General features: G+C 68.4%; 20 protein-coding genes, 1 tRNA gene, 1 other RNA gene and 1 pseudogene. 5 read left to right on the forward strand and 18 right to left on the reverse strand.

Annotated elements, in window-relative coordinates:
* Positions 1-123: 123 nt before the first annotated feature.
* From ABTX24_RS24545 to ffs, 8 genes and pseudogenes are all read right to left on the reverse strand, one after another.
* Positions 124-1170 carry an aspartate-semialdehyde dehydrogenase gene (locus ABTX24_RS24545; protein WP_160025784.1) on the reverse strand — a complete coding sequence of 349 codons (1047 nt, stop codon included), beginning with the start codon at positions 1168-1170 and terminating at the stop codon, positions 124-126.
* A complete protein-coding gene (locus ABTX24_RS29675; RefSeq protein ID WP_502890426.1) occupies positions 1167-1724 on the reverse strand; it encodes an ACT domain-containing protein in 558 nt (185 codons plus the stop codon). Before ABTX24_RS29675 ends, ABTX24_RS24545 begins: the two co-directional genes overlap by 4 nt.
* Positions 1701-3005: pseudogene (locus ABTX24_RS24550) on the reverse strand (aspartate kinase); the annotation flags it as partial. The pseudogene ABTX24_RS24550 and the gene ABTX24_RS29675, both read right to left, overlap by 24 nt.
* Before the next feature lie 11 nt (positions 3006-3016).
* A complete protein-coding gene (locus ABTX24_RS24555; RefSeq protein WP_160025786.1) occupies positions 3017-3604 on the reverse strand; it encodes a DUF5063 domain-containing protein in 588 nt (195 codons plus the stop codon).
* Between the two features lie 101 nt (positions 3605-3705).
* On the reverse strand, positions 3706-4302 hold the full coding sequence (gene recR, locus ABTX24_RS24560; RefSeq protein WP_008356228.1) for a recombination mediator RecR: 597 nt from the start codon (positions 4300-4302) through the stop codon (positions 3706-3708).
* A gap of 33 nt (positions 4303-4335) precedes the next feature.
* Positions 4336-4725 (reverse strand): YbaB/EbfC family nucleoid-associated protein, encoded by a 390-nt coding sequence (locus ABTX24_RS24565; protein ID WP_160025787.1) that lies wholly within the window; start codon positions 4723-4725, stop codon positions 4336-4338.
* Positions 4726-4735: 10 nt separating this feature from the next.
* On the reverse strand, positions 4736-6874 hold the full coding sequence (locus tag ABTX24_RS24570; protein WP_350843326.1) for a DNA polymerase III subunit gamma and tau: 2139 nt from the start codon (positions 6872-6874) through the stop codon (positions 4736-4738).
* A 92-nt stretch (positions 6875-6966) separates the two neighbouring features.
* Positions 6967-7057, reverse strand: an RNA gene (gene ffs, locus ABTX24_RS24575) — signal recognition particle sRNA small type.
* A gap of 100 nt (positions 7058-7157) precedes the next feature.
* On the opposite strand from ffs, the gene ABTX24_RS24580 reads away from it, so the two are divergent.
* Positions 7158-7245 (forward strand) — tRNA-Ser (locus ABTX24_RS24580).
* A 73-nt stretch (positions 7246-7318) separates the two neighbouring features.
* On the opposite strand, the gene ABTX24_RS24585 is transcribed toward ABTX24_RS24580, so the two are convergent.
* Together ABTX24_RS24585 and ABTX24_RS24590 are read right to left on the reverse strand one after the other, a co-directional pair.
* Positions 7319-8044, reverse strand: a complete 726-nt coding sequence (locus ABTX24_RS24585) for a hypothetical protein (RefSeq protein WP_350843328.1) — start codon at positions 8042-8044, stop codon at positions 7319-7321.
* Between the two features lie 5 nt (positions 8045-8049).
* The gene (locus ABTX24_RS24590) at positions 8050-8547 is read right to left on the reverse strand and encodes a VOC family protein (protein ID WP_350843330.1); all 498 of its coding nucleotides are present in this window, start codon (positions 8545-8547) and stop codon (positions 8050-8052) included.
* Between the two features lie 58 nt (positions 8548-8605).
* Between ABTX24_RS24590 and ABTX24_RS24595 the strand changes: the two genes are divergently transcribed.
* On the forward strand, positions 8606-9244 hold the full coding sequence (locus tag ABTX24_RS24595; protein ID WP_160025791.1) for a TetR/AcrR family transcriptional regulator: 639 nt from the start codon (positions 8606-8608) through the stop codon (positions 9242-9244).
* Between the two features lie 6 nt (positions 9245-9250).
* Here the strand turns inward: ABTX24_RS24595 and ABTX24_RS24600 are convergent, their stop codons facing one another.
* Positions 9251-9661 (reverse strand): RidA family protein, encoded by a 411-nt coding sequence (locus ABTX24_RS24600; RefSeq protein ID WP_160025792.1) that lies wholly within the window; start codon positions 9659-9661, stop codon positions 9251-9253.
* Positions 9662-9738: 77 nt separating this feature from the next.
* Between ABTX24_RS24600 and ABTX24_RS24605 the strand changes: the two genes are divergently transcribed.
* A complete protein-coding gene (locus ABTX24_RS24605; protein WP_350843332.1) occupies positions 9739-10104 on the forward strand; it encodes a winged helix-turn-helix transcriptional regulator in 366 nt (121 codons plus the stop codon).
* Between the two features lie 541 nt (positions 10105-10645).
* Here the strand turns inward: ABTX24_RS24605 and ABTX24_RS24610 are convergent.
* Positions 10646-11053, reverse strand: coding sequence for a hypothetical protein (locus tag ABTX24_RS24610; RefSeq protein WP_350843334.1), 408 nt, complete (start codon positions 11051-11053; stop codon positions 10646-10648).
* Between the two features lie 534 nt (positions 11054-11587).
* Between ABTX24_RS24610 and ABTX24_RS24615 the strand changes: the two genes are divergently transcribed.
* Positions 11588-11863, forward strand: coding sequence for a hypothetical protein (locus ABTX24_RS24615; RefSeq protein ID WP_350843336.1), 276 nt, complete (start codon positions 11588-11590; stop codon positions 11861-11863).
* A 245-nt stretch (positions 11864-12108) separates the two neighbouring features.
* Here the strand turns inward: ABTX24_RS24615 and ABTX24_RS24620 are convergent, their stop codons facing one another.
* The 6 genes from ABTX24_RS24620 to ABTX24_RS24645 all read right to left on the reverse strand — a co-directional run bounded on the left by ABTX24_RS24620 (position 12109) and on the right by ABTX24_RS24645 (position 18403).
* A complete protein-coding gene (locus ABTX24_RS24620) occupies positions 12109-13287 on the reverse strand; it encodes a S8 family serine peptidase (protein ID WP_350843338.1) in 1179 nt (392 codons plus the stop codon).
* Positions 13272-14678 (reverse strand): type VII secretion protein EccB, encoded by a 1407-nt coding sequence (locus ABTX24_RS24625; RefSeq protein WP_350843340.1) that lies wholly within the window; start codon positions 14676-14678, stop codon positions 13272-13274. Before ABTX24_RS24625 ends, ABTX24_RS24620 begins: the two co-directional genes overlap by 16 nt.
* Positions 14678-16042, reverse strand: a complete 1365-nt coding sequence (eccD, locus tag ABTX24_RS24630; protein ID WP_160025796.1) for a type VII secretion integral membrane protein EccD — start codon at positions 16040-16042, stop codon at positions 14678-14680. The genes ABTX24_RS24625 and eccD overlap by 1 nt, the downstream gene beginning before the upstream one ends.
* 182 nt (positions 16043-16224) lie before the next feature.
* Positions 16225-16518: a WXG100 family type VII secretion target gene (locus tag ABTX24_RS24635; RefSeq protein ID WP_160025797.1), complete on the reverse strand. Its 294-nt coding sequence runs from the start codon at positions 16516-16518 to the stop codon at positions 16225-16227.
* A gap of 29 nt (positions 16519-16547) precedes the next feature.
* Positions 16548-16877, reverse strand: coding sequence for a WXG100 family type VII secretion target (locus tag ABTX24_RS24640; protein WP_160025798.1), 330 nt, complete (start codon positions 16875-16877; stop codon positions 16548-16550).
* Positions 16878-17029: 152 nt separating this feature from the next.
* Entirely contained in the window at positions 17030-18403 is a 1374-nt protein-coding gene (locus tag ABTX24_RS24645; protein ID WP_350843342.1) for a ubiquitin family protein, read from the reverse strand.
* A 174-nt stretch (positions 18404-18577) separates the two neighbouring features.
* Between ABTX24_RS24645 and eccCa the strand changes: the two genes are divergently transcribed.
* The gene (gene eccCa / locus ABTX24_RS24650; protein WP_350843344.1) at positions 18578-22609 is read left to right on the forward strand and encodes a type VII secretion protein EccCa; all 4032 of its coding nucleotides are present in this window, start codon (positions 18578-18580) and stop codon (positions 22607-22609) included.
* Positions 22610-22642: the final 33 nt, after the last annotated feature.

Below are 22642 nucleotides of genomic sequence, written 5' to 3' on the forward strand. Positions count from 1 at the left end.
TGGTCACGGTCGGGATCAACCCGTTGACCGGACGGCAGGTCGTCACCGTCAACGGCCAGAGTTTCGTCGCCCACAACTACAGATTCGGCCCGCCAGAAGTGCGGACTCGGCCGCGCCGCTGGGTCAGAGGGCGGCGGCGACCAGCTCGGCGAGCTGGACGGTGTTGAGCGCGGCGCCCTTGCGGAGGTTGTCGTTGGAGATGAACAGGGCGAGACCGCGGTTGTCGGGAACACCCTCGTCCTGACGGATGCGGCCGACGTAAGAGGGGTCCTTGCCGGCGGCGTACAGAGGCGTCGGTACGTCGCGGAGCTCGACGCCCGGGGCGTTCGAGAGGATCGCGATCGCGCGCTCGGGGGTCAGTGGGGAGGAGAACTCGGCGTTGACCGCGAGGGAGTGCCCGGTGACGACCGGGACGCGGACGCAGATGCCGGAGACCCGCAGGTCGGGCAGCGAGAGGATCTTGCGGGACTCGTTGCGGAGCTTCTGCTCCTCGTCGGTCTCGTTCAGGCCGTCGTCGACCAGCGAACCGGCGTAGGGAAGGACGTTGTAGGCGATCGTCTCGACGTACTTCTCCGGCTCGGGGAACGTGATCGCGGACCCGTCGTACGCGAGTTCGCGGGCCTTGTCGCCGGCCGCCGCGATCTCGCCGACCAGCTCCTCGACGCCGGCGACGCCGGAGCCCGAGACCGCCTGGTAGGTCGATACGACGAGCCGCTCGAGACCGGCTTCGTCGTGGAGCGCCTTGAGGGCCGGCATCGCGGCCATCGTGGTGCAGTTGGGGTTGGCGATGATGCCCTGGCGGGCCGCGATGACGCCGTCCATCGCCGAGGGGTTGACCTCGGAGACGACCAGCGGGATCGACGGGTCCTTGCGCCAGGCCGAGGAGTTGTCGATGACGATCACACCGGCGTCGGCGAACTTCGGCGCCAGTGCCTTCGAGGTGGCGCCACCGGCGGAGAAGATCGCGATGTCGAGGCCCGAGGGGTCAGCGGTGGCGGCATCCTCGACGACGACCGAGCGGTCACCGAACTCGATGGTCTTGCCCGCCGATCGCGCCGAGGCGAAGAAACGGACCTCGCCGAGCGGGAAGCCGCGCTCGAGCAGGATCTGGCGTACGGCGACGCCCACCTGTCCGGTCGCTCCCACAATTCCCAGGTTGATGGTGCTCATCGGCCGGTCCCTCCATAGACGATGGCCTCTACGTCGCTGTCGAGGCCGAATGCTTTGTGCGTCGCGCGCACAGCGCGGTCGAGGTCGTCGGCGCTGACGAGCACCGAGACGCGGATCTCCGAGGTCGACACCATCCTGATCAGGACTCCCTCGGCGGCGAGCGCGGCGAAGAACTTCGCCGTGATCCCCGGATGCGTACGCATCCCGGCACCGACGATCGAGAGCTTGCCGATCTGCTCGTCGGCGACCGGGTCGGCGAACCCGACCTCACCCTGGATGTCGCCGAGCGCCGCACGGGCCCTCTTGACGTCGGTACGCGGCAGCGTGAACGAGATGTCCGTGCGCCGGGTCTTCTCCGCCGACACGTTCTGGACGATCATGTCGATGTTGATGCCGTTGTCGGCGAGAGTGTCGAAGATGCGGGCAGCCTCACCGGGCTCGTCGGTGACGCCGGCGACGGTGATCTTGGCTTCGCCGCGGTCGTGGGCAACGCCGACGATCTCCGGGGTGTCGCCGTTGGCGTCGGCGCCGTAGGAGACCTTCTCGACCTCCACGTCGCTGAACCTCTCCGCGGCGGCCTGCACGGCGCGGTCGACCTCGTCGTCGCCGACGACGACCGAGACCCGGACCTCCGAGGTGGAGATCATCTGGATGTTGACTCCGGCCTGCGCGATCGCGGAGAAGAAGTCGGCGATCTTCTTCGGCTGGGTGCGCAGCCCTGCACCGATCAGGGAGACCTTGCCCATCCGGGGCTCGGTGTTCACCCGCTCGAAGCCGAGCTCACCGCGCGCCTGCTCCAGCACCTTCCCGGCCCTCTCGGCGTCGTCGCGGGGCAGCGTGAACGTGATGTCGGTGCGGTCGGTGCCGGCCGCCGACGAGTCCTGGACCACCATGTCGACGTTGATGCCCACCCCGGCGATGATCTCGAAGACCTTCGCCGCGGCGCCCACCTCGTCGGGTGCGTTGACGACCGTGATCTTGGCCTGGCTGCGGTCGTGGGCGATGGCGGCGACGATCGGCGCCTCCATCCCGGCGTCACCGCTGCGCTGGTGGTCGGCGTGCGGCGAGACCGCGTCGATGCTGCCCTTGACCACGGTGCCGTTGAGGGTGGAGAAGGAGGAGCGTACGTGGATCGGGAGGCTGTGACGCCGGGCGAACTCGACCGAGCGCAGGTGGAGCACCTTCGCCCCGGAAGCCGCCAGCTCGAGCATCTCCTCGAAGGCGACCGAGCTCAGCTTGCGGGCGGTCGGGACGATCCGCGGGTCGGCGGTGAAGACGCCGTCGACGTCGGTGTAGATCTCACAGACGTCGGCGTCCAGCGCCACCGCCAGCGCAACCGCGGTGGTGTCGGTGCCGCCACGGCCCAGCGTGGTGATGTCCTTGGTGTCCTTGGAGACGCCCTGGAAGCCGGCCACGATCGCGATCGCACCGTCGGCGAGCGCTGCCTGGATCCGCTCCGGGGTGATGCTGAGGATCTTGGCGCGCCCGTGCTGCGCGTCGGTGATCAGCCCGGCCTGCGACCCGGTGAAGGACCGAGCCTCGTACGCCAGCCCGCGCTCGTTCGCGACGTCGTTGATCGCCATCGCCAGCAGCGCCATCGACTGCCGCTCGCCGGAGGTGAGCAGCATGTCGAACTCACGCGCGTGCGCGGTCGCGTCGGGCGAGACCTTGTTGGCCAGGTCGATCAGCTCGTCGGTGGTGTCGCCCATGGCAGAGACGGCCACGACCACGTCGTGGCCCTGCTCTTTGGTCGCGACCACTCGCTGAGCAACGCGCTTGATGCCTGCAGCGTCTGCGACCGAGCTGCCACCGTACTTCTGAACGACGATTCCCACGGCGGGAAAGTCTACGTTGCCGATGCGGCCGTCTTCTCCAGCATCTCATCAGCGGCAGCCAGGTCCTCGTCCTCACCGGTGAACGGCTCGGAGTCGAGGCGGTCGTGAGCGACCACGGTGAGCAGCGCGTTGAGCACGGCACCGGCCAGGTTGCCCCAGTTGTTGACGTAGCTGAACTGCCACCACCACAGCGCCTCGTCGACGTCGCCGAGACGGTAGTGACGCAGGCCGTACTCCAGGTCGGTCACCAGGCTGGCGACGTCGTCGGAGATCTGGCTGTCGACCACGTCCGGGCTGTACGGATCGAAGACGAAGCTGTAGGTGTCGATGTCCCCGAACATCTCGGCGAGCCCCATCCGGAGCTCATCGACGTCGGCTTCCATGCCCACGTCGGGCTGGAACTCCTCACGAGGCTCGAAGTCCTGCTGGGCGCCCAGTCGCGCGCCGGCCAGCAGGATCTGGCTCACTTCGAGCAGCAGCATCGGGACGGCGCTGCCACCATCGCCGTCCGCAGCGATCGCGCGCACCGAGAGCAGAAAGCTCTCCACCGAGTCGGCGATGCTGGTGGCGAAGTCCTTGCCGGTCAAGTCGTTCGTCATGACGGCCCCCTTCCCGAGGTCCCTTGAATCGTCAGGCTACCGCCGAAGTCGCGGCCTGACGAGGGTAAAGAGTCGGCTCTTAGGGATCGCACAGGTAACGGCTACTCAGCCGCCCGGCGTCCGGCGAAGGCGCGGCCGAGGGTGACCTCGTCGGCGTACTCCAGATCGCCACCGACCGGGAGACCGCTGGCCAGACGGGTGACCTTCAGTCCGAGCGGGCTCAGCTGACGGGTCAGGTAGGTCGCCGTCGCCTCGCCTTCGAGGTTGGGGTCCGTGGCGAGGATCACCTCGGTGATCCCGGGGTCGTTGAGCCGCTGGACGAGCTCACGGATGCGCAGCTGGTCGGGACCGATCCCGTCGATCGGGCTGATCGCACCGCCGAGCACGTGATAGCGCCCGCGGAACTCGCGGGTGCGCTCGATCGCGACGACGTCCTTGTACTCCTCGACCACGCACAGCACCGACTGCTCGCGACGGGGGTCGCGACAGATCCGGCAGGTCTCCTCCTCGGAGACGTTGAAGCAGACCGAGCAGAACTTCACCTTCGCCTTGACCTCGTTGAGGATCGAGGCCAGCCGATGTACGTCGGCGGGGTCAGCCTGGAGCAGATGGAACGCGATCCGCTGGGCGCTCTTCGGACCTACGCCCGGCAGCCGTCCCAGCTCGTCGATGAGGTCTTGGACCACACCCTCGTACAACTTGGTTATCGCCTGTCTCTAGCTGTGCGTATCTCAGAACCCGAGCTTGAACGGCGGCTCGCCGCCGCCGGGGGCACCGGGACCGCCGAGGCCGCCCGCGAGCGGGCCCATCGCCTCACCGGCGAGCTCGTCGGCCTTGCCCTTGGCCTCGCGGTAGGCAGCGACGATCACGGCGCCGAGGTCCTCGAGGTCGTCGGGGTTGCTGCCGTCGAACTCGCCCTGCTTGATCTCCACGCCGACCAGCTCGCCGGTGCCGGTGAGCTTGACGGTCACGGCACCGCCGGCGACGGTGCCGTCGACGATCGTCTCGGCGAGCTTCTCCTGGGCGTCGACGATCTGGCTCTGCAGCGCCTGGGCCTGCTGCATGATCGCGTTGAGGTCGAAGCCGCCCTCGCCGCCGAGGCCTTCGAGTGGGTTCGTCATCTGTGCCGTCCTAGTTGTGAGGAATCTCTTCGATCATCGTTGCACCCAGCTCCTGAGCGAGCAGAGCCTCGGCGCCCATCGCGGCCGGCCCGTCGTAGGCCTGGTCGTCGGGGTTGACCGCGGCGTCCGCCTCCGCCAGGCGAGCCACTGTGTCGTCGACCGGAGGCTCGTAGTCGGCCGCACGCGTCGGCCGGATGGCCTCCCGGGCCAGCGCGATCGCTCCTGGGTCGGCCGGCTGAGTCGCCGACGTCGCGGGCGGCTCCGGCGGGGCCGGGGGCTGGTCGGAGGGCGGCGGCTCGGCGGCCCAGTCGGGTGGTGGCGCCTGCTCGTTCCAGGAGGCCTCCGGCGGCTGTTGCTGCTGGGTGGGCTCCTGGGGCTGGCTCGGCTGCGGCGTCGGCGGCGCCTGCCGCTGCGGAGACCCTTGGCCGCCGCCCGCGACGATCGCCTCGATCTTCGGCTGGATGCCGATCACGTTGACCAGCGCCTGCCCGAGGATCGGCTCATGTCCGCCGGTCGCGAACCGGTCACGGAGACCCGGCGAGGCGAACCCGAGGGTGAGCACACCGTCGCGGAAGTCGACCACCTGAGCGTTCTGGCCCACCAGCGACCAGGTCGCCCGGCGCAGGCCCTTGGTCTGCGCGATCACGTCGTCCCACAGGCGGCGAACGTCGACGTTGCCCATCCCGCCCGGCGATTGAGCCGGAGGCTGGGTCTGAGGCTGGGCCGGAGGCTGGGTCGGTGGTTGCGACTGAGGCTGGCTCGGCGGCTCGGGAGCGGCCGGCGCCTGCTGGGAAGGCATCTCCGCGGCCGGAGCGGGCTCGCGGGCCGGCTCGGGGGTCGGAGCGTACGCCGGGACCGGCTCGGGCTGCGGCGCCGCCGGAGCGACCGTCTCGTGCCCCGGCGCACCGACCGACGGCTTGAGCACCGGCCGGTCCTGAGCGGGGGCCGGCGCCGCCGGAGCAGCGGCCACCGTCGGCGTACCGCTGATCTCGATCCGCCTCTCCAGACGGTCCAGCCGAGCCGCAAGACCATCGGCACCGTCGGCCGCGGGCAGCAGCACCCGGGCACAGATCAGCTCGAGCAGAAGCCGGGGGGCGGTGGCGCCGCGCATCTCGGTCAGACCAGTGGCGACCGCGTCAGCGGCTCGCGACAGATCGTGGGGGCCGAAGCGTCCGGCCTGGGCGACCAGCCGCTCGCCGCCGTCCTCGGAGACGTCGATGAGCCCGGTCGCGGGCGCGTCCGGGACCGCCTTGACGATGACGAGGTCACGCAGCCGCCGCAGCAGGTCCTCGGTGAACCGCCGCGGGTCCTGGCCGGTCTCGATGATCTTGTCGATGACACCGAAGACCGCAGCGCCGTCATGGGCGGCGAAGGCGTCGACGACCTCATCCAGCAGCGCGTCCGGGGTGTAGCCGAGAAGCCCGGCGGCCAGCTCGTACGTCACGCCCTCAGGCCCCGCGCCACCGAGCAGCTGGTCCATGACCGAGAGGCTGTCGCGCATCGACCCGGCGCCCGCACGCGCGACCAGCGGCAGCGCGGCCGGCTCGACGTTGATGCCCTCCTTCTCGCACAGCGTCGAGATGTAGTCGGAGACCAGCTTGGGCGGGAAGAGGCGGAACGGATAGTGATGGGTGCGCGACCGGATCGTCGGGATGACCTTCTCCGGCTCGGTCGTCGCGAAGATGAACCGCAGATGCTCCGGCGGCTCCTCGACGAGCTTGAGCAGCGCGTTGAAGCCCTGCGTCGAGACCATGTGGGCCTCGTCGATGATGTAGACCTTGTAGCGGCTCTTCACCGGCGCGAAGAACGCCTTCTCCCGCAGGTCACGAGCGTCGTCGACACCACCGTGCGACGCCGCGTCGATCTCGATCACGTCGATGCTGCCGGGCCCGCCGCGCGCCAGGTCCCGGCACGACTCGCACTCCCCGCACGGATCCGCGATCGGCGCCTTCTCGCAGTTCAGCGCCCGCGCCAGGATCCGCGCCGAGGTCGTCTTGCCGCAGCCGCGCGGCCCGGAGAAGAGGTACGCATGGTTGACCCGGTTGCCCGCCAGCGCATTGCGCAGCGGGCCGGTGACGTGATCTTGGCCGATGACCTCGGCAAACGTCTCCGGCCGGTAGCGGCGGTAGAGAGCTAGCGGTGCGTCCACCCGATAGACCCTAGCCGCGACCGCCGACAGTTCGTAACCACCCGCCACGTGCGTCGGGCACCTGTCCGTCGCCCAGGATGCGCGGGAAAAGAAAAGGCCCCCCACGTACCCAACAGAGCTCGCTTATCCTTGCTGCCTTCCGGCCCTGGGGAGGTTCGACAAGATGTCGCCACATGGGGGGTTGCGGAAGAGTCTAGACGAGTCCGCTCGCCGATCCCAAAGCACACCCGCTGGCCCTCCGCCGATTTCCTCCATGCTCGCGGAGCCGCGTAGGATCGCTCACGGATCTGTCGCCTAGTGGCCTATGGCGCACGGCTGGAATCCGTGTTGGGTTAACGCCCTCGGGGGTTCGAATCCCCCCAGATCCGCCAGCACAAATCGGCGCCTGACCTGCTATCGAGCAGGTCAGGCGCCGTTCGTTTATCACTGCGACGCGACCACCCCTCATCCGCGGCCTCGCGAGCGGAGCAGCGCGATTCCGAGGATCAGCCCTCCGGGCACGATCACGATCGGCGCCACCGGGTCCTCGAATCCGGCAGCGATCAGACCGACGAGGCTGACCACGCCGAGCAGGATGCTGACGATCGTGGTCGCCCTCGCCGCCCTGCGGACGACACCGTGCCCGCGTACCGCCTCGGCGGCGAAGACCATCGACCCGAGCGCGAGCAGCGACAGGGCGGAGACGAGCGGGACCGTCAGCACGTCGAAGTCCCGCACGAGGGGCGGCAGGTTCTCCGGGTCGGCGAACAGGCCCAACCCCAGAGCCACGTACGTCCACCACACGACCAGCGTGGCCAGCGCCGACCACCACGCGAGCTGAGCGAGCCGCCCGGGCGCGCCGGCGCGGATCTGGCGGGCAGCCAGAGCCAGGAGCACCGGGGACACGAAGAGGAGCAGCCCCGTGAGCAGGGCGTAGACCGGATGGTCCTGGGTGATCTCGGCCTGCGTGGAGCTGGCCAGCGCATTGACGGCCACACCTTCGCGTTCGGCTGCGGCCACGAGATCCTGCTCGAAGCCGGCCCCGATGGTGACGGCGACCACGACATACCCCGCCAGCACCGCGACCGCACCGACGTACGCCCGGCCCGCCGACGCCGCCCACTGCGACGACCCCTCGTGGTCGACGCGGCGTACAGGCTGGTCGCCGCGGGCGATCTTCTTGACGTTCATCGTCTTCAGCCCGCCGCGTGAGCGGCCCGGGCCGCGGCCTTGCGCCTGGCCGCCTCCACCGGGTTGTCCACGACGAGGACGTCCTCCGGGTCCGGTTCGGTGTGGTGCTGCGCTGTGTAGAACCGCACTTCGTGACCGTCGGGGTCATGGAGCATCGGCAGGATCCAGCCGAAGGTCGCAGGCTGTACGCCGGCGTGCTGCTCGCCGAAGCCGGTCAACCTGTCCGCGAGCGCCCGGAGGGCGCTCTCGTCGGGCACTCCGATGGCGAAGTACTCGAAACCGGCTGCGGCCCGGGCGCGTTCGGGATCGAGCCGCAGCCCCAGACCCGGACCACCGTTGGGGTGCACCATGCCGATGCCGTCGAGCTCACCATCCCTCTGGAACTCCACGGAGACCCTGTAGCCGAGCCTTGATTCGTACCACCGCTGGGATCGCCGGAGGTCGGTGACCGGCAGTTTGAGGTGGTGGACGCCGGCGAGAGCCGGTGCTTCGTGATCGCTCATGCCCACTCCTGACTTGCAGTGTGACTGCAATTTCGTAATTGCAGTTATACTGCAACTCGTGCCTACCGATGTCAATCCCCTCGTCAGGGGATCTCGTGCCGAGCGGACCGAGCAGGCGATCGTCGCCGCGGCCCACGAACTCTTCGCGCAGCGCGGCTATCGCGGCACCGCGCTGACAGACGTCGCCAAAGCCGCGGGAGTCTCCGACCGAACCATCTACGTCCGCTTCGCGACCAAGGCACACCTGCTCAAGCGAGTGGTCGACGTGGCTCTCGTCGGTGACGCCCTGCCGATCGCCCTGGCCGATCGCGACTGGATCGACACGGTGATGAACGCCCCGACACTCGAGGAGCGACTGGCTGCCGACGCGGAAGGCACCGCGCTGATGATGGATCGCATCGCGCCCGTCCTCGCCGTAGCCATGCAGGCCGAGGCGGACGAGCCGTTGATCGCAGCGGCAGCCCAGGCGGCCCGCGAGTCGACGCTCGAGCAGGTGCGCGCCTTCTGGGAGAAGCTTCACCGCGACGGACTGATGAGCCCAGACGCCGACCTCGAGTGGGTGATCGCCACCAGCGCCCTGCTGGCCAACGCCGAGACGTACGTCCACATGACGCGCACCCTGCGCTGGACACCCCCCGAGTACCAGGCGTGGCGGCACCGCACCTGGCGCCACCTCGCCATGGCCTCGTCTACGTGAGGCGCCTCAGTCCAGGATCGCGTACGCCTCGACCTCGACGAGTACGTCGGGCTCGAACAGATAGTCCACACCGATAGCGGACAGCGGCGGCAGGGGTTGCGGGATGCCGAGCTCGTCGATGACGCTCTCGAGCCCGGCGACGAAGTCGTCGTACTTGTCCGGGGTCCAGCCGGTGACGAAGAACCGGAGGCGTACGACATCGGCGAAGGTCGCGCCGGCACCGGCAAGCCCGCGGGCGGTGTTGCGCAGGGCATGGGCGAGCTGGCCGGCGAGGTCGCCCGGGGCGACGCCACGCCCGAGCTCGTCCCGGGCGATCTGTCCGGCGACATGGATGTGGCGGGTGCCGGTGGCGACGGAGACGTGGTGGTAGGGCACGGGCTGGAACATGCCTTCGGGGGTGAGCAGATCGACGGACACGATGAGATTCCTTTCGAGGGTTAAGGTTTCTCATGTGTACTTGGTATCCAGAGGACACTTCAACGAGACTAGGTGTCATGTCGGATACCAGCCCGGAGCCGCTACGCCTGACCCAGGAGCATCGCGAGCTCCTCGACCAGCTCCTCGACAAGTGGTCGCTCCAGGTGCTCGACACGCTGTGCGAGCGGCCGCGCCGCTTCAACGAGCTGCGTCAGGCGATCCCGGCGATCACCCAGAAGTCACTCACCACCGCGCTCCGCCGTCTGGAGCGCAACGGCATGGTCGAGCGCGTGGTGCTGAGCACCCGCCCGGTCGCGGTGGAATACCGCATCACTCCGCTGGGCAGCACCCTGCAGGACCTCATCGACCGGCTCTACCACTGGACGACCACGACCCTGCCCGAGGTCGAAGCAGCACGCGAGGCCTTCGACAATGGACCCTGACAAAAGCTGCGTCGCGGCCTTGCGTCGACCACACGGTTGCCGCCGAGCCAGTCGTCCGCCACCGGCTCGGCGGCGCTACTTGGCGTCAGCTATACCCGATGGTGTCGTTGATCGCTTCCATCCCGGATGGGCACCACACAGCCGAGACGTTCGACCAGAAGTTCTTCGTCTGCTTGTGGAATCGGCCACGGGCAACGTACCCGTAGTGACCATCGGTGCAGTAGACAACTGCACGGTATTCGCTGCCAGGCGCAGATGTCTTGCAGCTCACCCTGAGGTAGCGATATCCGGACTCTCTGGCACACGAGGCAGCGGCACCGACGCTTTCATTCGGTTCCGCACTCGCGGCCGGGGTGGCCGAGAACGCGGAAACTGCCGAACAAATCGTCATGACGCTCGCCATGAACAAGGGCTTGATCCTCATGAGTCCTCCCGAGATGCACTCTTTGAGGTTTTCTCGCCAACACGAAATCGGCTGGCGAGAAAACTTAGAGCACCGGACGGCCAGATCTTATGATCGTTTGTTTGCTTACAACTGAACTCAGTGGTCGTTGTAGTAGGACGTATTGATGACGCTACCGGAAGGGCAGCCAGTACCGGTACAGCCGAACACGTGCCAGTAGATCCTACGGTTCTCCGGTAGGTTGTGGTAGAAGGTTATACAGTTTCCCGAACCGCTGACTGAACGAACGTAGCCGGTTGTTGAGCCCGCCGCTTCAATCTGAATCTTGGCAGCGCGACCGTTCGCCTTCGTGTCGCACAGCTTGAACTTGTCGCCAGCCTCCCACGCATAACCAACTGCGCCGACGACGGTGATCTTGTGGTACGACGAGGTGTTGTATACCGCTGCGTTCGCCGAACTGGTGGTCATCATCACCAGTGACATCCCCCCAAAAACGGCTGCCAGCGCCAAAAACCAGCGCCGCACCGAGATGAACAGCCTATCCATCACTACTCCTATATCTTTGGGACATCTACAAATAGCGTCAAAGAGCCCTTCGAAAGGAAACTCTACTAGATGGTCTCCGTCGCGCTAGCGAAAGGGGAATGAGCATCTTCCAGATCCGGCACATACTGAGGTTTCTCGCCAGTCGATTTCGTGTTGGCGGCCTGAGGTGGGCGAACGCGGCGGGAGGGGTGTGTTGGTGCTGGCACGTGGGTTCCTGGCTCGTCAGGGTCAGTCTTCGCCAAATCCCTTCCCCACGGCAGGACCCCACGTGATCGCCTGTCGTGCCACTCTCGACGTGCCCGCATCGACCCCTGACCACCGTGTTTGGCTGGATCGCCGCGCACCGTCGGGCCCCATGATGCCCGGCCAAACAGCGTGCCGGGACCTCGCACAAGCAGGCGATACTGGTGCTCAAGGACGCCACCCGGCTCCGACTCCTCGCCCGCAATACCGGTGTCTCGATCGCGACCGCCTACCACTATCTGCACGATGCCCACTCCGTGACTGCCGCTCACGGCCCCTAGCCTCGAGGACGTGATCGACCAGGCGATCGCCGAGGAGTGGGACTTCGTGTGCCTGGACGGCACCCTAATCGCCACCGACAAGTGCTCGGCGACGAACCCGGAATCAGGCTACGGCCTGTGGTACTCCGGCAAGCACGGCGGGAACGTCCAGGCGCTGTGCGACCCGTCGGGCTACCCGGTCTGTGTCGGATCGGGCGAGCCCCGATCAGCCCACGACGTCACCGCCGACACGCGGCACGCGTTCCCGCGGCCCTGCCGGGCCGCAGCAGAGGGCTTCCCACTCTGACCGACAAGGGCTACGCGGATACCGGAATCGGGATCATGGTCCCGGCCAAGGGCTACGACCTGGGCGCGACGCACGGGCCCTGAACCGGCTCATTACTCATCTGCGGGCTCCCTCCGAACGCGCCACACGCGCTGCTCAAAGGAGTCGTGCCGATCTCGAAATGGACCTTGTATGTATTGCGAACGCCGTAAGTGGGCGTTTTCGAGTTTCGGCCCGCCGCGTAACTGACAGAAGGAGGGTCACCTTCAAGTGGTCCACATTCTTGTTGCAGTTCTTCCTTCTTCGGCTTTATCGCGGCGTCGCTTTGAAAACAGCGGGCGCAGAATCAAGCCAAGACCGAGTGCACCGCCGCCACCGATCCCCCACCAGATCGCGTTCTCGCGGACGGTCGCGAGGGGATCCGCCTTCTCGCGGGCCATCGGCGCCTGATCGACCTCGGGCGGCTTGGTCGTCTCCTTGTCGAGCGGCCGGACGATGGCGTCGTACGCATTCACCACGCCGGCACCCCAGTAACGACTTCCTTGACCTTCCTGCCCGGAAGCCGTGGCGTATAGACGGTCGATGACCTGCTCGGCCTTCCAACTCTTGTTGGCAGACCAGATCAAGGCGAGTACGCCGCTGACCTCCGCCGCCGCGAACGACGTCGTGATCGTGTCGACCCAGCACGGCTTTCCGAACAGCGTCTTCGACGGCGCGCCATAGGTCGGGGCGGTGACATCGGTGTTGGAGTTGGGCAAGACGGTGGACGCGGGATCCGAGGCCCAGGTGCCGGACGCGCTGACGGTCACCACCGGATCGGGCGCTGCGGGGAAGATGCTCGCGGCCACGTCCGGCACCTTGGCGCTGGCGACCTCCGACCAGTCGGAGGCCATCACGACGATCGCGCCCTTCTTCACCAGGGTCTCGACCGCCTTGTCCATCGCAGGACTCCCCTGCGTCGCGGGCAGGCCGATGTCGACGATCAGGCGGGTGGTGTTTCCCCTCGCCAGCTGATTGAGCGCGACGGTCAGCCGCGCGGCGTCGACCGTCGACTTGTCCTGTGAGACCTTGAGCACCGGGTGGTCGCTGATCTGAGCCTTCGGCGCGATCTCCGAGATGAGCCCGGCGGCGACGGCCCCGTGATAGTCCTGTGCTTTGCCGGAGATGCCCGAGTCGACGACCGCGACCTTCACGCCTCTGCCCTGGTCACTGACCTGCTGCGCCGCATCGATCCGCATGATGGCGAACGGAGCAACCGCGCTCTGCACCGGCGCGTCCTCTGTTTCGGCAGGCTCTGGCGTCCCACCGGTGGTCTGCCGATAGGCGCTGCACACCGGCCTCTCCTCGGCGGCGTACGCCGGCCCGGGACCACCCAGCGTCATCAGGCCGCCAGCGACCGCGGCGAGCGCGACGCCCACACGCAGCACGCTCACTGGGGCACGCACTGATCCTCCTGGCCTGGTTCGAAGCCGGGCGGGCAGAGCGCCATCTCGGTGGAGAGCGCCGCGCCCTGCGGGAGCAGTCGCAGCCACGTACCAGGGATGAGAGGTCCTGAGTCGGAGCTCAGCCCGAGGCGTTCGACCGTGAGCGGGCCGTCGACGGTGTTGACGCTTGCGCGGGCGTCGATGAGATAGGGCGTTGCGCTCGCCTTGTCGAGGTCCTCGCCGTTGGCCGCGTAGACGAAGGCGCCCTTACCGGGGTCGACCTGCGCCGCGGTCAGGTCGTCGGCCTCCGGCGGGGTCGCCGGCCACGCCTTCTTACCTGGCTCGATGCCGAGCCGTACGGTCGTCTCGGCTCCGGTCTCGAGCCGGGCACAGGCCGCTCCGGTCGCCGGATCGAGCGTCGACGTGGGCCAGAAGGTGGACGCCTCCAGACGCTCACCGTTGATGGTCGGCTGCGAGTCCAAGATCTGCTGATTGATCTTGTCACCGAAGGCGATGTCGTAGACTTCGCTGGCAAAGTCCTCGAGCCGAATCCACCCGGTCTCCGTCATCAGGTAGTCCTTGGCCAGGTACTTGCCCTTCGTGCCGATCGGGTACTCCTCACCCTCGACCGGCTGCCCCTCCTTGCTGTAGGCACTCCCGAAGGAACCACCTGTCAGGGCCCCGCCCGCCGGGAAGAGGTTGACCCACGACTGAGGCACCGTCGGCGTCGAGACGGGTCCGGTGAAGATGCGGTCCGCGTACGTCTCCGCGTCCCCCTCGACCTTGTAGCTGTAAGCCTGCGTGTCGCCGTCGAGATTGGTGCTGTCAGCGATGAGGTAGGTGCCCTCAGCCGTCTGCACCATGAAGCCGGCGCGATCGGCTCCCCGCACGTCAGGTTTGGCCGAGATGTTCAGGTACGTGCCCGCATCGTCAGCCGTGCAGGCTGTCCAACCGGTCTTGATGAAGTCCGCCTCGGTCGGCAGCTCCTCGGGGACGTTCGGACCGGAGATGCCGATCGTCTGCTTCGGGAACTCCTTGTCGATCTCCTCCTGGTCGATGACCTTGGACTTCTTCTCCAGGTCGAGCCCGAGGATGAGCTGGGCGCTGGCCAGGTTGACGACCGGGTACAGCTCCTTCTCGTTCTCGGGGCCGGTGACGACGTACCGCGCCCCGCCCTTGGTCACGATCAGGCCCGGCTGGTCTGCCCAGCCAGTCGCGGGCCGGGGAGCGAGGAAGTGGGCGACGGCGCCACCGGCGATGAGCAGCACGGCGAGCACGACGCCACCGAAGACCGAGCGGCCCGGTCGGGCCGGCTCCACCTCGCGCCCGCCGGGGGCGCCGGAGAGGAACGCGGAGACGAGCCGGCGGCGGCTGAAGGCATGGGCCTCTACGAGGTCTTTCTTGCTGGCCATCAGAAACCAGCCACCGCGGCGCTGAAGAGGCCCGAGGCGAGCACCATCAGCGGCAGCATCGCGAGCAGGCAGGCGGTCTCGGCGACATCGGCGAGGCGACCACGACGGATCGAGCCGACGTCGGGGACCAGCGTCAGGACCAGGAGTACGCCACCCGCAGCCGCCAGCACGACGGCGGTCGTCGGCCGCCACGACTCGTGGTAGACGAGCAGCGCGGCACCGATCGCGAGCAGGCCGGCGATCCCGGAGACCAGCCCGACCAGCACCTCAGATCCCGTCCGGTACTGCCGAGTGCGCAGCATCAGCACGACGCACGCGGCGAGAGCCAGCAGCGTGCCGAAGAGGCCGAGCCGCACCACGAACGGCGAGGTCAGCACGACCAGGACGCCGACGGAGAGGGAGATCGCGACGAGGATCTCGTGAGCGACCTTGGCGTCAACCCTGACCTGGTCGGCCCGGATCTCGTCCGGGTCGAGGTTGATGTCCTCGTCGGAGTAGAGCTGGGGGACGTCGGTCTTGGTCGTGCTCAGCGCGAGCCACGGGAAGAAGCTGCCGGCCAGCACCACGACGACCAGCACGATCCCGAGCACCACACCGGCCTGCCAGCCGGTCATGCTCAGCAGCATGCCGGCAACCAGGAAGACCCCGCCGACGAGCGCACCCGGCATCGCCAGCATCCGGGCCTCGCCGAGGCCGAGGAAGCCGATCGCGGCGGCGAGCATCGCACCCGCGCCGGCGAAGGCCAGCGGCATCCCGACGCCACCATCGAGGGAGGCCGAGCCGATCAGGAAGCCGGCGACCGCGCCGTAGACCTCACCGATCCACACCGCGGCGATCGCGGCGTCGTTCTCGGCCTCGAGCCGGGAGAGCACGATCGCGCCTCCGGCGAGGACGATGCCGATCACCCCGGCCGCGACGCCGGCGAGCATCGACGGCGCCTGCGTCCACAGCGCACCGGCGCCGAGGAGCAGCAGCAGCGCGGCGGCCAGCAGTGACGTACGTCGTCCTGCTTCCGGCTTCCAGGGGGCCATCTCGCTCTCGACGACGTCGGTCATCGCCTCGACCACGTCGTCGTAGACCCGCGGCGGCTTGTCGTCGATGCCGGCGCTCACGGTGAGTACGCCACCGTCCTCGACGCCCTGCGGGATCAGGCCGAGGTCGCCGGCGAGCTTGCGGCCGTCGGCAAGCACGACGCGGTAGCCGGCGTACGCCGTCTGCGGGTCGAGCAGCCCGACGCTTCGCGCGAGCTCCGGCACGAGCTCCGCCACCGGCACCGAGCCCGGCAGCACCAGATCCATCCGGCGTGTGCCGGAGGCGACTGTGACCCGGACCAGCCCCGTGGGCGCCACCTGCGCCTGCGTCATTTCACGAACTCCTCGCGTCGTGCCTGTGCCCGAGACGAACCGACCGAATGTCCCGAGAGATAGACGTACATCGTGCCCGCTGAGTCAGACAGCGAACATCAGCGCTGACTTTGCCATAAAACCAGCGACGAGGGGACCGGTGCCCCGCACCGGTCCCCTCGTGTTGTCTGTGTGCTGAAAGCTCAGCCGCCGAAGCCGCCGGCACCGCGCATGTCAGCATCGTGCATGCGCGCCTGCGACTCGTTGACGAACTTGCTGCTGCGGTCGAGCGCGCCACCCAGCTCACGGATGGTCCCGTTCCACTTGGCCTGAGCCTGGTTGTAGGCGTTGGCCGCCTCACCGGTGAAGTTCTCCTGGAGGCCCAGGATGTACCTCTCGAGCTCATCGAGGGCGCCGTCCATCTCCTTCACGCCCTTGATCAGCACGTCCACGATCGAGCCCATGGCGCCGTGGTTAACAACAATCTCTTCGCCCATGACAGTTCCTTTTCAGTCTGTTGCGTCGATCAGAACGAGTACTTGGTGCCCTCGACCTGGCTGCTGATGGAGCTGGTCTGCCCCGCAACATCCTGGTCGGCGTCGGACCCCAGCTGGCGGGCCTTGGTGAGACCGGCGGTGAGCTGGTCGAGGGCCGTGGTGATCTCGCGGGCCTTCTCGTTGTAGGTGTTCATGAGCTGCTGGAACGCGTTGCCGCCAGCGCCCTTCCACCCGGAGGCCCCAGCAGACTGAGCCTCGGAGACCGTGCGGGAGTTGATGTTCTCCAGCTTGGCCTTCGTCTCCTCGATGAACTTGACGGCGGACTCGATCGCCTGCCCTTGCTTGATCTCACTGCTCATGGTGCTGTCCTTCCACCGGCGGAACCGGTTCCTAGGTTGATACCTGTTGGAGCCCGGCTCCCGATGGGCTCCCCCGAGGTCCGGACAATGTGTTCTTACCCCGTCTCCGGAGTTCTAAACACAAATCTCTGAACTTTTTTCAGCCCTGCTGTCTAGCCGTTGAAACCCGATTCCCACAGGTGTCTGAAGAACCCCGAGGAAACCACGAACGAAGCGATGACGGCCGCGCCGCACAGCGACTCCGCCCAGTCGGCCCGAGACGCCCACTTCGCCGAGCGCCAGCCCCGGCCGGTCGCGATCGCCGCGATGATGACGGCGAACCCGATCACCACGACTCCCAGACCGAACCAGGAGACCAACTCCGGGTCGGTCCAGCCTACGAAGGCACGGACCCCGACCGCCAGCGCAATAACCCCGGCGACCCGGAGTACGCCACGAGGCAGCCAGTAGCGATAGCTGCGCGCCGCGAGCAGGATCACGAAGGCACCGGCCAGCAGGATCAGCCAGCCACCGATCCGGTCCACGTCGTCCGTCGCGGTCGCCACCAGCGCCGGTCCGCTCACCGCGACCACGGCGAGCACCGCCCAGGAGGCCGCTGCCAGGGTGCGGGCGCCGCGATCGGCCACCGCGGTGACCTCGTCGATCGGGACCGTCGCCTTGCCGGAGGTCGTCTTGGCCCGTGCCGACCAGGCGGTCACGGACAGCTTCGAGACGTCGAGGAGATAGGAGTCCGGGACGTCGACGGCGTACGACGGGACGATCCGCGCCGCCAGCGCGGCGGCCGCGAACAGGATCGACCACGGCACCTGCGGCGAGGTGCCGAGCAGGGCGCACAGCGCGGTCACCACGAAGACGACGACGCCGGTCGTCGTCCAGATCTTCAGCGCCTCGTCGACGCCGTCGACGAGCGACCGCGAGATGGTCGCGACGACCGCGGCGCTCAACCCGGCCACGCCGACCGCCATGGGCAGCGTCTCGGGCGCCGGGTCGACGGTGATGACGAAGGCGGCGCCGGCCGCGAAGGCCGGAGCGGCGATCGCCCGGCGCGCTGCGTACGGCCCCGCGGGGATGATGCCGATCAAGGCGCCGAGCGCGAGCAGACCGGCGATGGCCAGTCGCTGCCAGCCGTCGGCCTGAGCGCCGAACCCGGCCGCGCCGACCGCCAGGAGGGTGGCCAGACCGACCCAGTAGAACGAGAAGCTGCCTGCGCGGACCGGGGCGGCCGTCTCCACGACCTCGCGCCGTGCGTAGGCCTGAGTGGGCGGCGAGTCGGCGGCGAGCAGGGCGCCGGAGGTGATGCCGCGGGAGGCGAGCGACGCGTCCGGCTTGATCACCTCGCCACGACGATCGCGCAGCACCGGGGCCGCGGGCAGGCCGACGGCCGTCGCGTACTCCCTCGCCAGGTCCGAGGCGTGCGCATCGGAAGGAACGACGATGTCGACCACTCCGGCGGTGCCGTGGACCGTGACCGCCAGGCCGCCTGCTGCGAGCGCCGGCACTACGGCATCGGCCGTCTGAGTGGGCATGACACCTCCCGGATGCGTGATGACCCTGTGACAGAGTTCCACATCGGAAGCTCCACCGCCCGTTTTACCCGACCGGCACGGTTAAGGGTAGTAGCCGGGTAGCGGGCACTCTAAGATCCTGACCACCTGCGGCATCCGGGCCCGCGGGGCACTGAACCAGTCTCAGGGGGACACGTGACCATCGCTGCGACAGCCAGCGGTACCCGCACCGAGGAGCCGGAGGTCCCCGAAGGGGAACTGGCTCTGAATGCTCCGCCGGCTATCGAAGAGGGCGAGGGTGTCGGGGGCATCCTGATGAACGCCATCCCCATGCTCGGTGGCCTCGGGTCGATCGTGCTCATCGCGACGATGCAGTCGGGCGCGGGCGGGTCCCCGCCGATCCAGCGCTACATCGCCGCCGGCATGTTCCTCTTCGCGACGCTCGGCTTCATCTTCGTGCAGATCGACCGGCAGCGTAAGCAGAAGCAGAAGCAGGTCGGTGGGCAGCGCACCGACTACCTGCGCTACCTGGCCGGCGTCCGGCAGTCGGCGCGCAGGGCCGGTGAGCAGCAGCGCAAGGCGCTCACCTGGCACTATCCGGCGCCGTCGTCGCTGCCCGCGATCGCCGAGGAGCGCAGCCGGCTGTGGGAGCGCTCGAACACCCACAAGCGCTATCTCGACGTCCGCTACGGCGTCGCGCACCAGCCCCTGGCCCTCACGCTGGTGCCTCCCCAGCAGACCCCGATCGATCAGGTCGACCCAGCGTCGGCGAGCGCGCTGCACCGGCTGCTGACCGTCCACCGGGTCCAGCCCGACCTGCCGGCCGCGACCAACCTGCGCGGCTTCGACAAGATGGAGATCTGCGGCAACGAGGACCAGGCCCGGGCGCTCGCCCGCGCTCTGATCTGCGGCATGACGGCCTTCCACTCACCGGAGCAGCTGGTCGTCGCCGTACTCACCTCCGAGCGCAACCTGGCCGAGTGGGACTGGGTCAAATGGCTCCCGCACGCACAGAGCGGCCGCGAGGTCGACGCCGTGGGGCCGCGCCGCATGGTGGTCACCAACATCAACGACCTCGGCGCCCTGCTTCCGACCGAGGTCGGCGAGCGCGCCCGCTGGGGCACCGACGACCGGATTCCTTCGCCGCAGGTCGTGGTCATCGTCGACGGCGGCTCCGTCCCGCCGGGCAACCACGTGCTCCCGGACGACGGCATCCAAGGCGTCACGGTCATCGACCTGCCGACCCACTGGGACGAGCTGTTCGACTCCAGCCGGGTGCGGTTCCTGATCGACGACGAGGAGCCCGACGAGAACAACACGGTCTCCGGCTACCAGGTGCGCGTACGCATGGACCCCGTCCGCCTGCGGGTGGACCAGATGAGCATGGCCGACGCCGAGGCCTACGCCCGCCGCCTGACCGCGCTCTACACGGTGTCTCCGGAGGGCTCCGACGCCGCTGCCGAGACCCCGCAGGACACCGAGATCGCGGCCCCGAAGGACTACATGGCGCTGCTCGGTCTGGGCGACGTACGCTCCTTCGACCCGGACGTCGCCTGGCGTCCCCGCGCCAACCGCGACCGGCTGCGCGTGCCGGTCGGCGTCGGCGAGGCCGGCCAGCAGATCTACATGGACATCAAGGAGTCGGCCCAGCAGGGAATGGGGCCGCACGGCCTTGTCATCGGCGCGACCGGTTCCGGTAAGTCGGAGTTCCTCCGCACCCTCGTCCTCGGTCTGGTGCTCACCCACCCGCCGGAGGTCCTCAACCTGGTGCTGGTCGACTTCAAGGGTGGTGCGACCTTCGCCGGGATGGCGGGCATGCCGCACGTCTCCGCGGTGATCACCAACCTCGAGGGCGAGCTCACGCTCGTCGACCGTATGCAGGACGCGCTCTCCGGTGAGATGACCCGCCGCCAGGAGCTCCTGCGCGAGGCCGGCAACTTCTCCTCGCTGAAGGACTACGAGAAGGCCCGTACGCAGGACCCCTCGATGGATCCGCTGCCGTCGCTGTTCATCGTGGTCGACGAGTTCTCCGAGATGCTCTCGGCCAAGCCCGAGTTCATCGACCTGTTCGTCGCGATCGGTCGTCTGGGCCGATCCCTCGGCATCCACCTGCTGCTCGCCTCGCAGCGTCTCGAGGAGGGCCGCCTGCGCGGTCTCGACTCCCACCTCTCCTACCGCGTCGGCCTGCGTACGTTCTCCGCGCAGGAGTCGCGGACCGTGCTCGGTGTGCCGGACGCCTACGAGCTCCCGGCGGTCCCCGGCCTCGGTTACCTGAAGCCCGACCCGACCAACATGCAGCGGTTCCGGGCGGCGTACGTCTCGGGGCCGCCGGCCGCGGGGTCGCGGATCCGCCGCGACGAGGGCGGCAAGCTGCAGGGCATCTTCCCGTTCTCGATCGCCGAGGTGAAGCAGCTGGCGATGCCGGTCGAGGAGGAGGAGCGTCCGGCCACCCCGGTCGTCGGCGCGGACGGCGTCGAGAAGTCGATGCTCGACATCGCCGTCGACCGGATGACCGGCCACGGCACCCCGGCCCACCAGGTCTGGCTGCCGCCGCTCGACATCCCCGACACGCTCGACACGCTGATGCCCGACCTGACCACCTCGCCCGAGCTCGGTCTGCACTCGCCGGCCTGGAAGCGCCTCGGCGGACTCGTGGTGCCGCTCGGCATCGTCGACAAGCCGCGTGAGCAGCTGCGCGACACGCTCACGGTCGACCTGCGCGGGGCCGCCGGTCACGTCGCGGTCATCGGTGCCCCTCGCACCGGTAAGTCGACCACGCTCCGCACCATCGTCACCTCGATGTCGTTGACCATGACGCCGCAGGAGGTGCAGTTCTTCGTCCTCGACTTCGGTGGCGGCACGTTCGCACCGCTGGCCAAGCTCCCGCACGTCTCCGGTGTCGGCACCCGTTCCGAGCCCGATGTCGTACGCCGCGTCCTGGCCGAGATCTCCGGCATCATCGACCGCCGCGAGGCCTACTTCCGGGCGCAGGGCATCGACTCGATCGAGACCTACCGCACCCGCCGCGCTCGTGGCCAGGCCGACGACGGCTGGGGCGACGTCTTCCTCGTCATCGACGGCTGGGGCACGCTGCGCGCCGACTTCGACGACCTCGAGTACGCCATCCAGGAGATCGCTCCGCGCGGGCTGACCTTCGGTGTCCACATCGTCGCGTCGGCCGGTCGCTGGGCCGAGTTCCGCTCCTCGATGCGCGACGTCTTCGGCACCAAGCTGGAGCTCCGTCTGGGCGACCCGATGGACTCCGAGCTGGACCGCAAGCTCGCCGCCCTGGTGCCGACCGGTCGCCCGGGTCGAGGCATCGTGAAGGAAAAGCTCCACTTCCTCAGCGCCCTGCCCCGCATGGACGGCGACGGCTCGGCGGCGACGCTGGGTGACGGCGTCGACGACCTGATCTCCCGGATCTCCGCGGGCTGGCAGGGTCCTGCCGGCCCGAAGCTGCGGCTGCTGCCGGAGAGGATCACGATCGAGCGGATCCGCGAGCAGGCCGAGGTCACCGAGGAGAAGCCCGGCAAGCGACTGCTCCTGGGGATCAACGAGAAGGAGCTGGCTCCGGTCGGTCTCAACCCCGACACCGAGCCCCACCTGCTCGTCTTCGGCGACGGCCAGTCCGGCAAGTCGACGCTGCTCCGCAACATCGCCCGCGAGATCATGCGGACGCATTCGCCGAAGGAAGCCCAGATCGCGGTGGTCGACTACCGGCGCTCGATGCTCGGCGAGATCCCGGACGACTACCTGGTCAGCTACCTCACCTCGGCGACGCAGGCGACGCCGGCGCTGAGCGACCTGGCGGACTACCTGTCGAAGCGGATCCCCGGCCCCGACGTCACGCCCGAGCAGCTGCGCAACCGGTCCTGGTGGACGGGTGCGGACCTGTTCCTGCTGGTCGACGACTACGACCTGGTCGCCACCCAGCAGGGCTCGCCGGTCGCTCCCCTGCAGCCGCTGATGGCCCAGGCCCGCGACGTCGGCCTGCACGTCATCATCGCCCGCCGTTCGGGTGGAGCCTCGCGGTCGCTCTACGAGTCGGTCATCCAGTCGATGCGCGATCTGGCCATGCCCGGCCTGCTGCTCTCCGGCAACCCGGACGAGGGTCCGCTCGTCGGCAACCTGAAGCCGGTCCCGACGCGCCCGGGCCGAGGTCGTCTGGTCACCCGCGACCGAGGTATCGAGGTCGTCCAGCTGGCGTGGAGCGAGTCCTCGGTGTAGCTCGCCCCTCCGACCGAGACAGCGGCCCGCGAC

This window comes from Nocardioides sp. NPDC127514 (genome assembly GCF_040302125.1).
Taxonomy (GTDB): Bacteria; Actinomycetota; Actinomycetes; order Propionibacteriales; family Nocardioidaceae; genus Nocardioides.

Coding starts and splice junctions, on each gene's coding strand:
- ABTX24_RS24545 (WP_160025784.1), bottom strand. CDS start 1,170: ATGAGCACCATCAACCTGGGAATTGTGGGAGCGACCGGACAGGTGGGC.
- ABTX24_RS24555 (WP_160025786.1), bottom strand. CDS start 3,604: ATGACGAACGACTTGACCGGCAAGGACTTCGCCACCAGCATCGCCGAC.
- ABTX24_RS24565 (WP_160025787.1), bottom strand. CDS start 4,725: ATGACGAACCCACTCGAAGGCCTCGGCGGCGAGGGCGGCTTCGACCTC.
- ABTX24_RS24585 (WP_350843328.1), bottom strand. CDS start 8,044: ATGAACGTCAAGAAGATCGCCCGCGGCGACCAGCCTGTACGCCGCGTC.
- ABTX24_RS24590 (WP_350843330.1), bottom strand. CDS start 8,547: ATGAGCGATCACGAAGCACCGGCTCTCGCCGGCGTCCACCACCTCAAA.
- ABTX24_RS24605 (WP_350843332.1), top strand. CDS start 9,739: ATGTCGGATACCAGCCCGGAGCCGCTACGCCTGACCCAGGAGCATCGC.
- ABTX24_RS24610 (WP_350843334.1), bottom strand. CDS start 11,053: ATGGATAGGCTGTTCATCTCGGTGCGGCGCTGGTTTTTGGCGCTGGCA.
- ABTX24_RS24625 (WP_350843340.1), bottom strand. CDS start 14,678: ATGGCCAGCAAGAAAGACCTCGTAGAGGCCCATGCCTTCAGCCGCCGC.
- eccD (WP_160025796.1), bottom strand. CDS start 16,042: ATGACGCAGGCGCAGGTGGCGCCCACGGGGCTGGTCCGGGTCACAGTC.
- ABTX24_RS24635 (WP_160025797.1), bottom strand. CDS start 16,518: ATGGGCGAAGAGATTGTTGTTAACCACGGCGCCATGGGCTCGATCGTG.
- ABTX24_RS24640 (WP_160025798.1), bottom strand. CDS start 16,877: ATGAGCAGTGAGATCAAGCAAGGGCAGGCGATCGAGTCCGCCGTCAAG.
- ABTX24_RS24645 (WP_350843342.1), bottom strand. CDS start 18,403: ATGCCCACTCAGACGGCCGATGCCGTAGTGCCGGCGCTCGCAGCAGGC.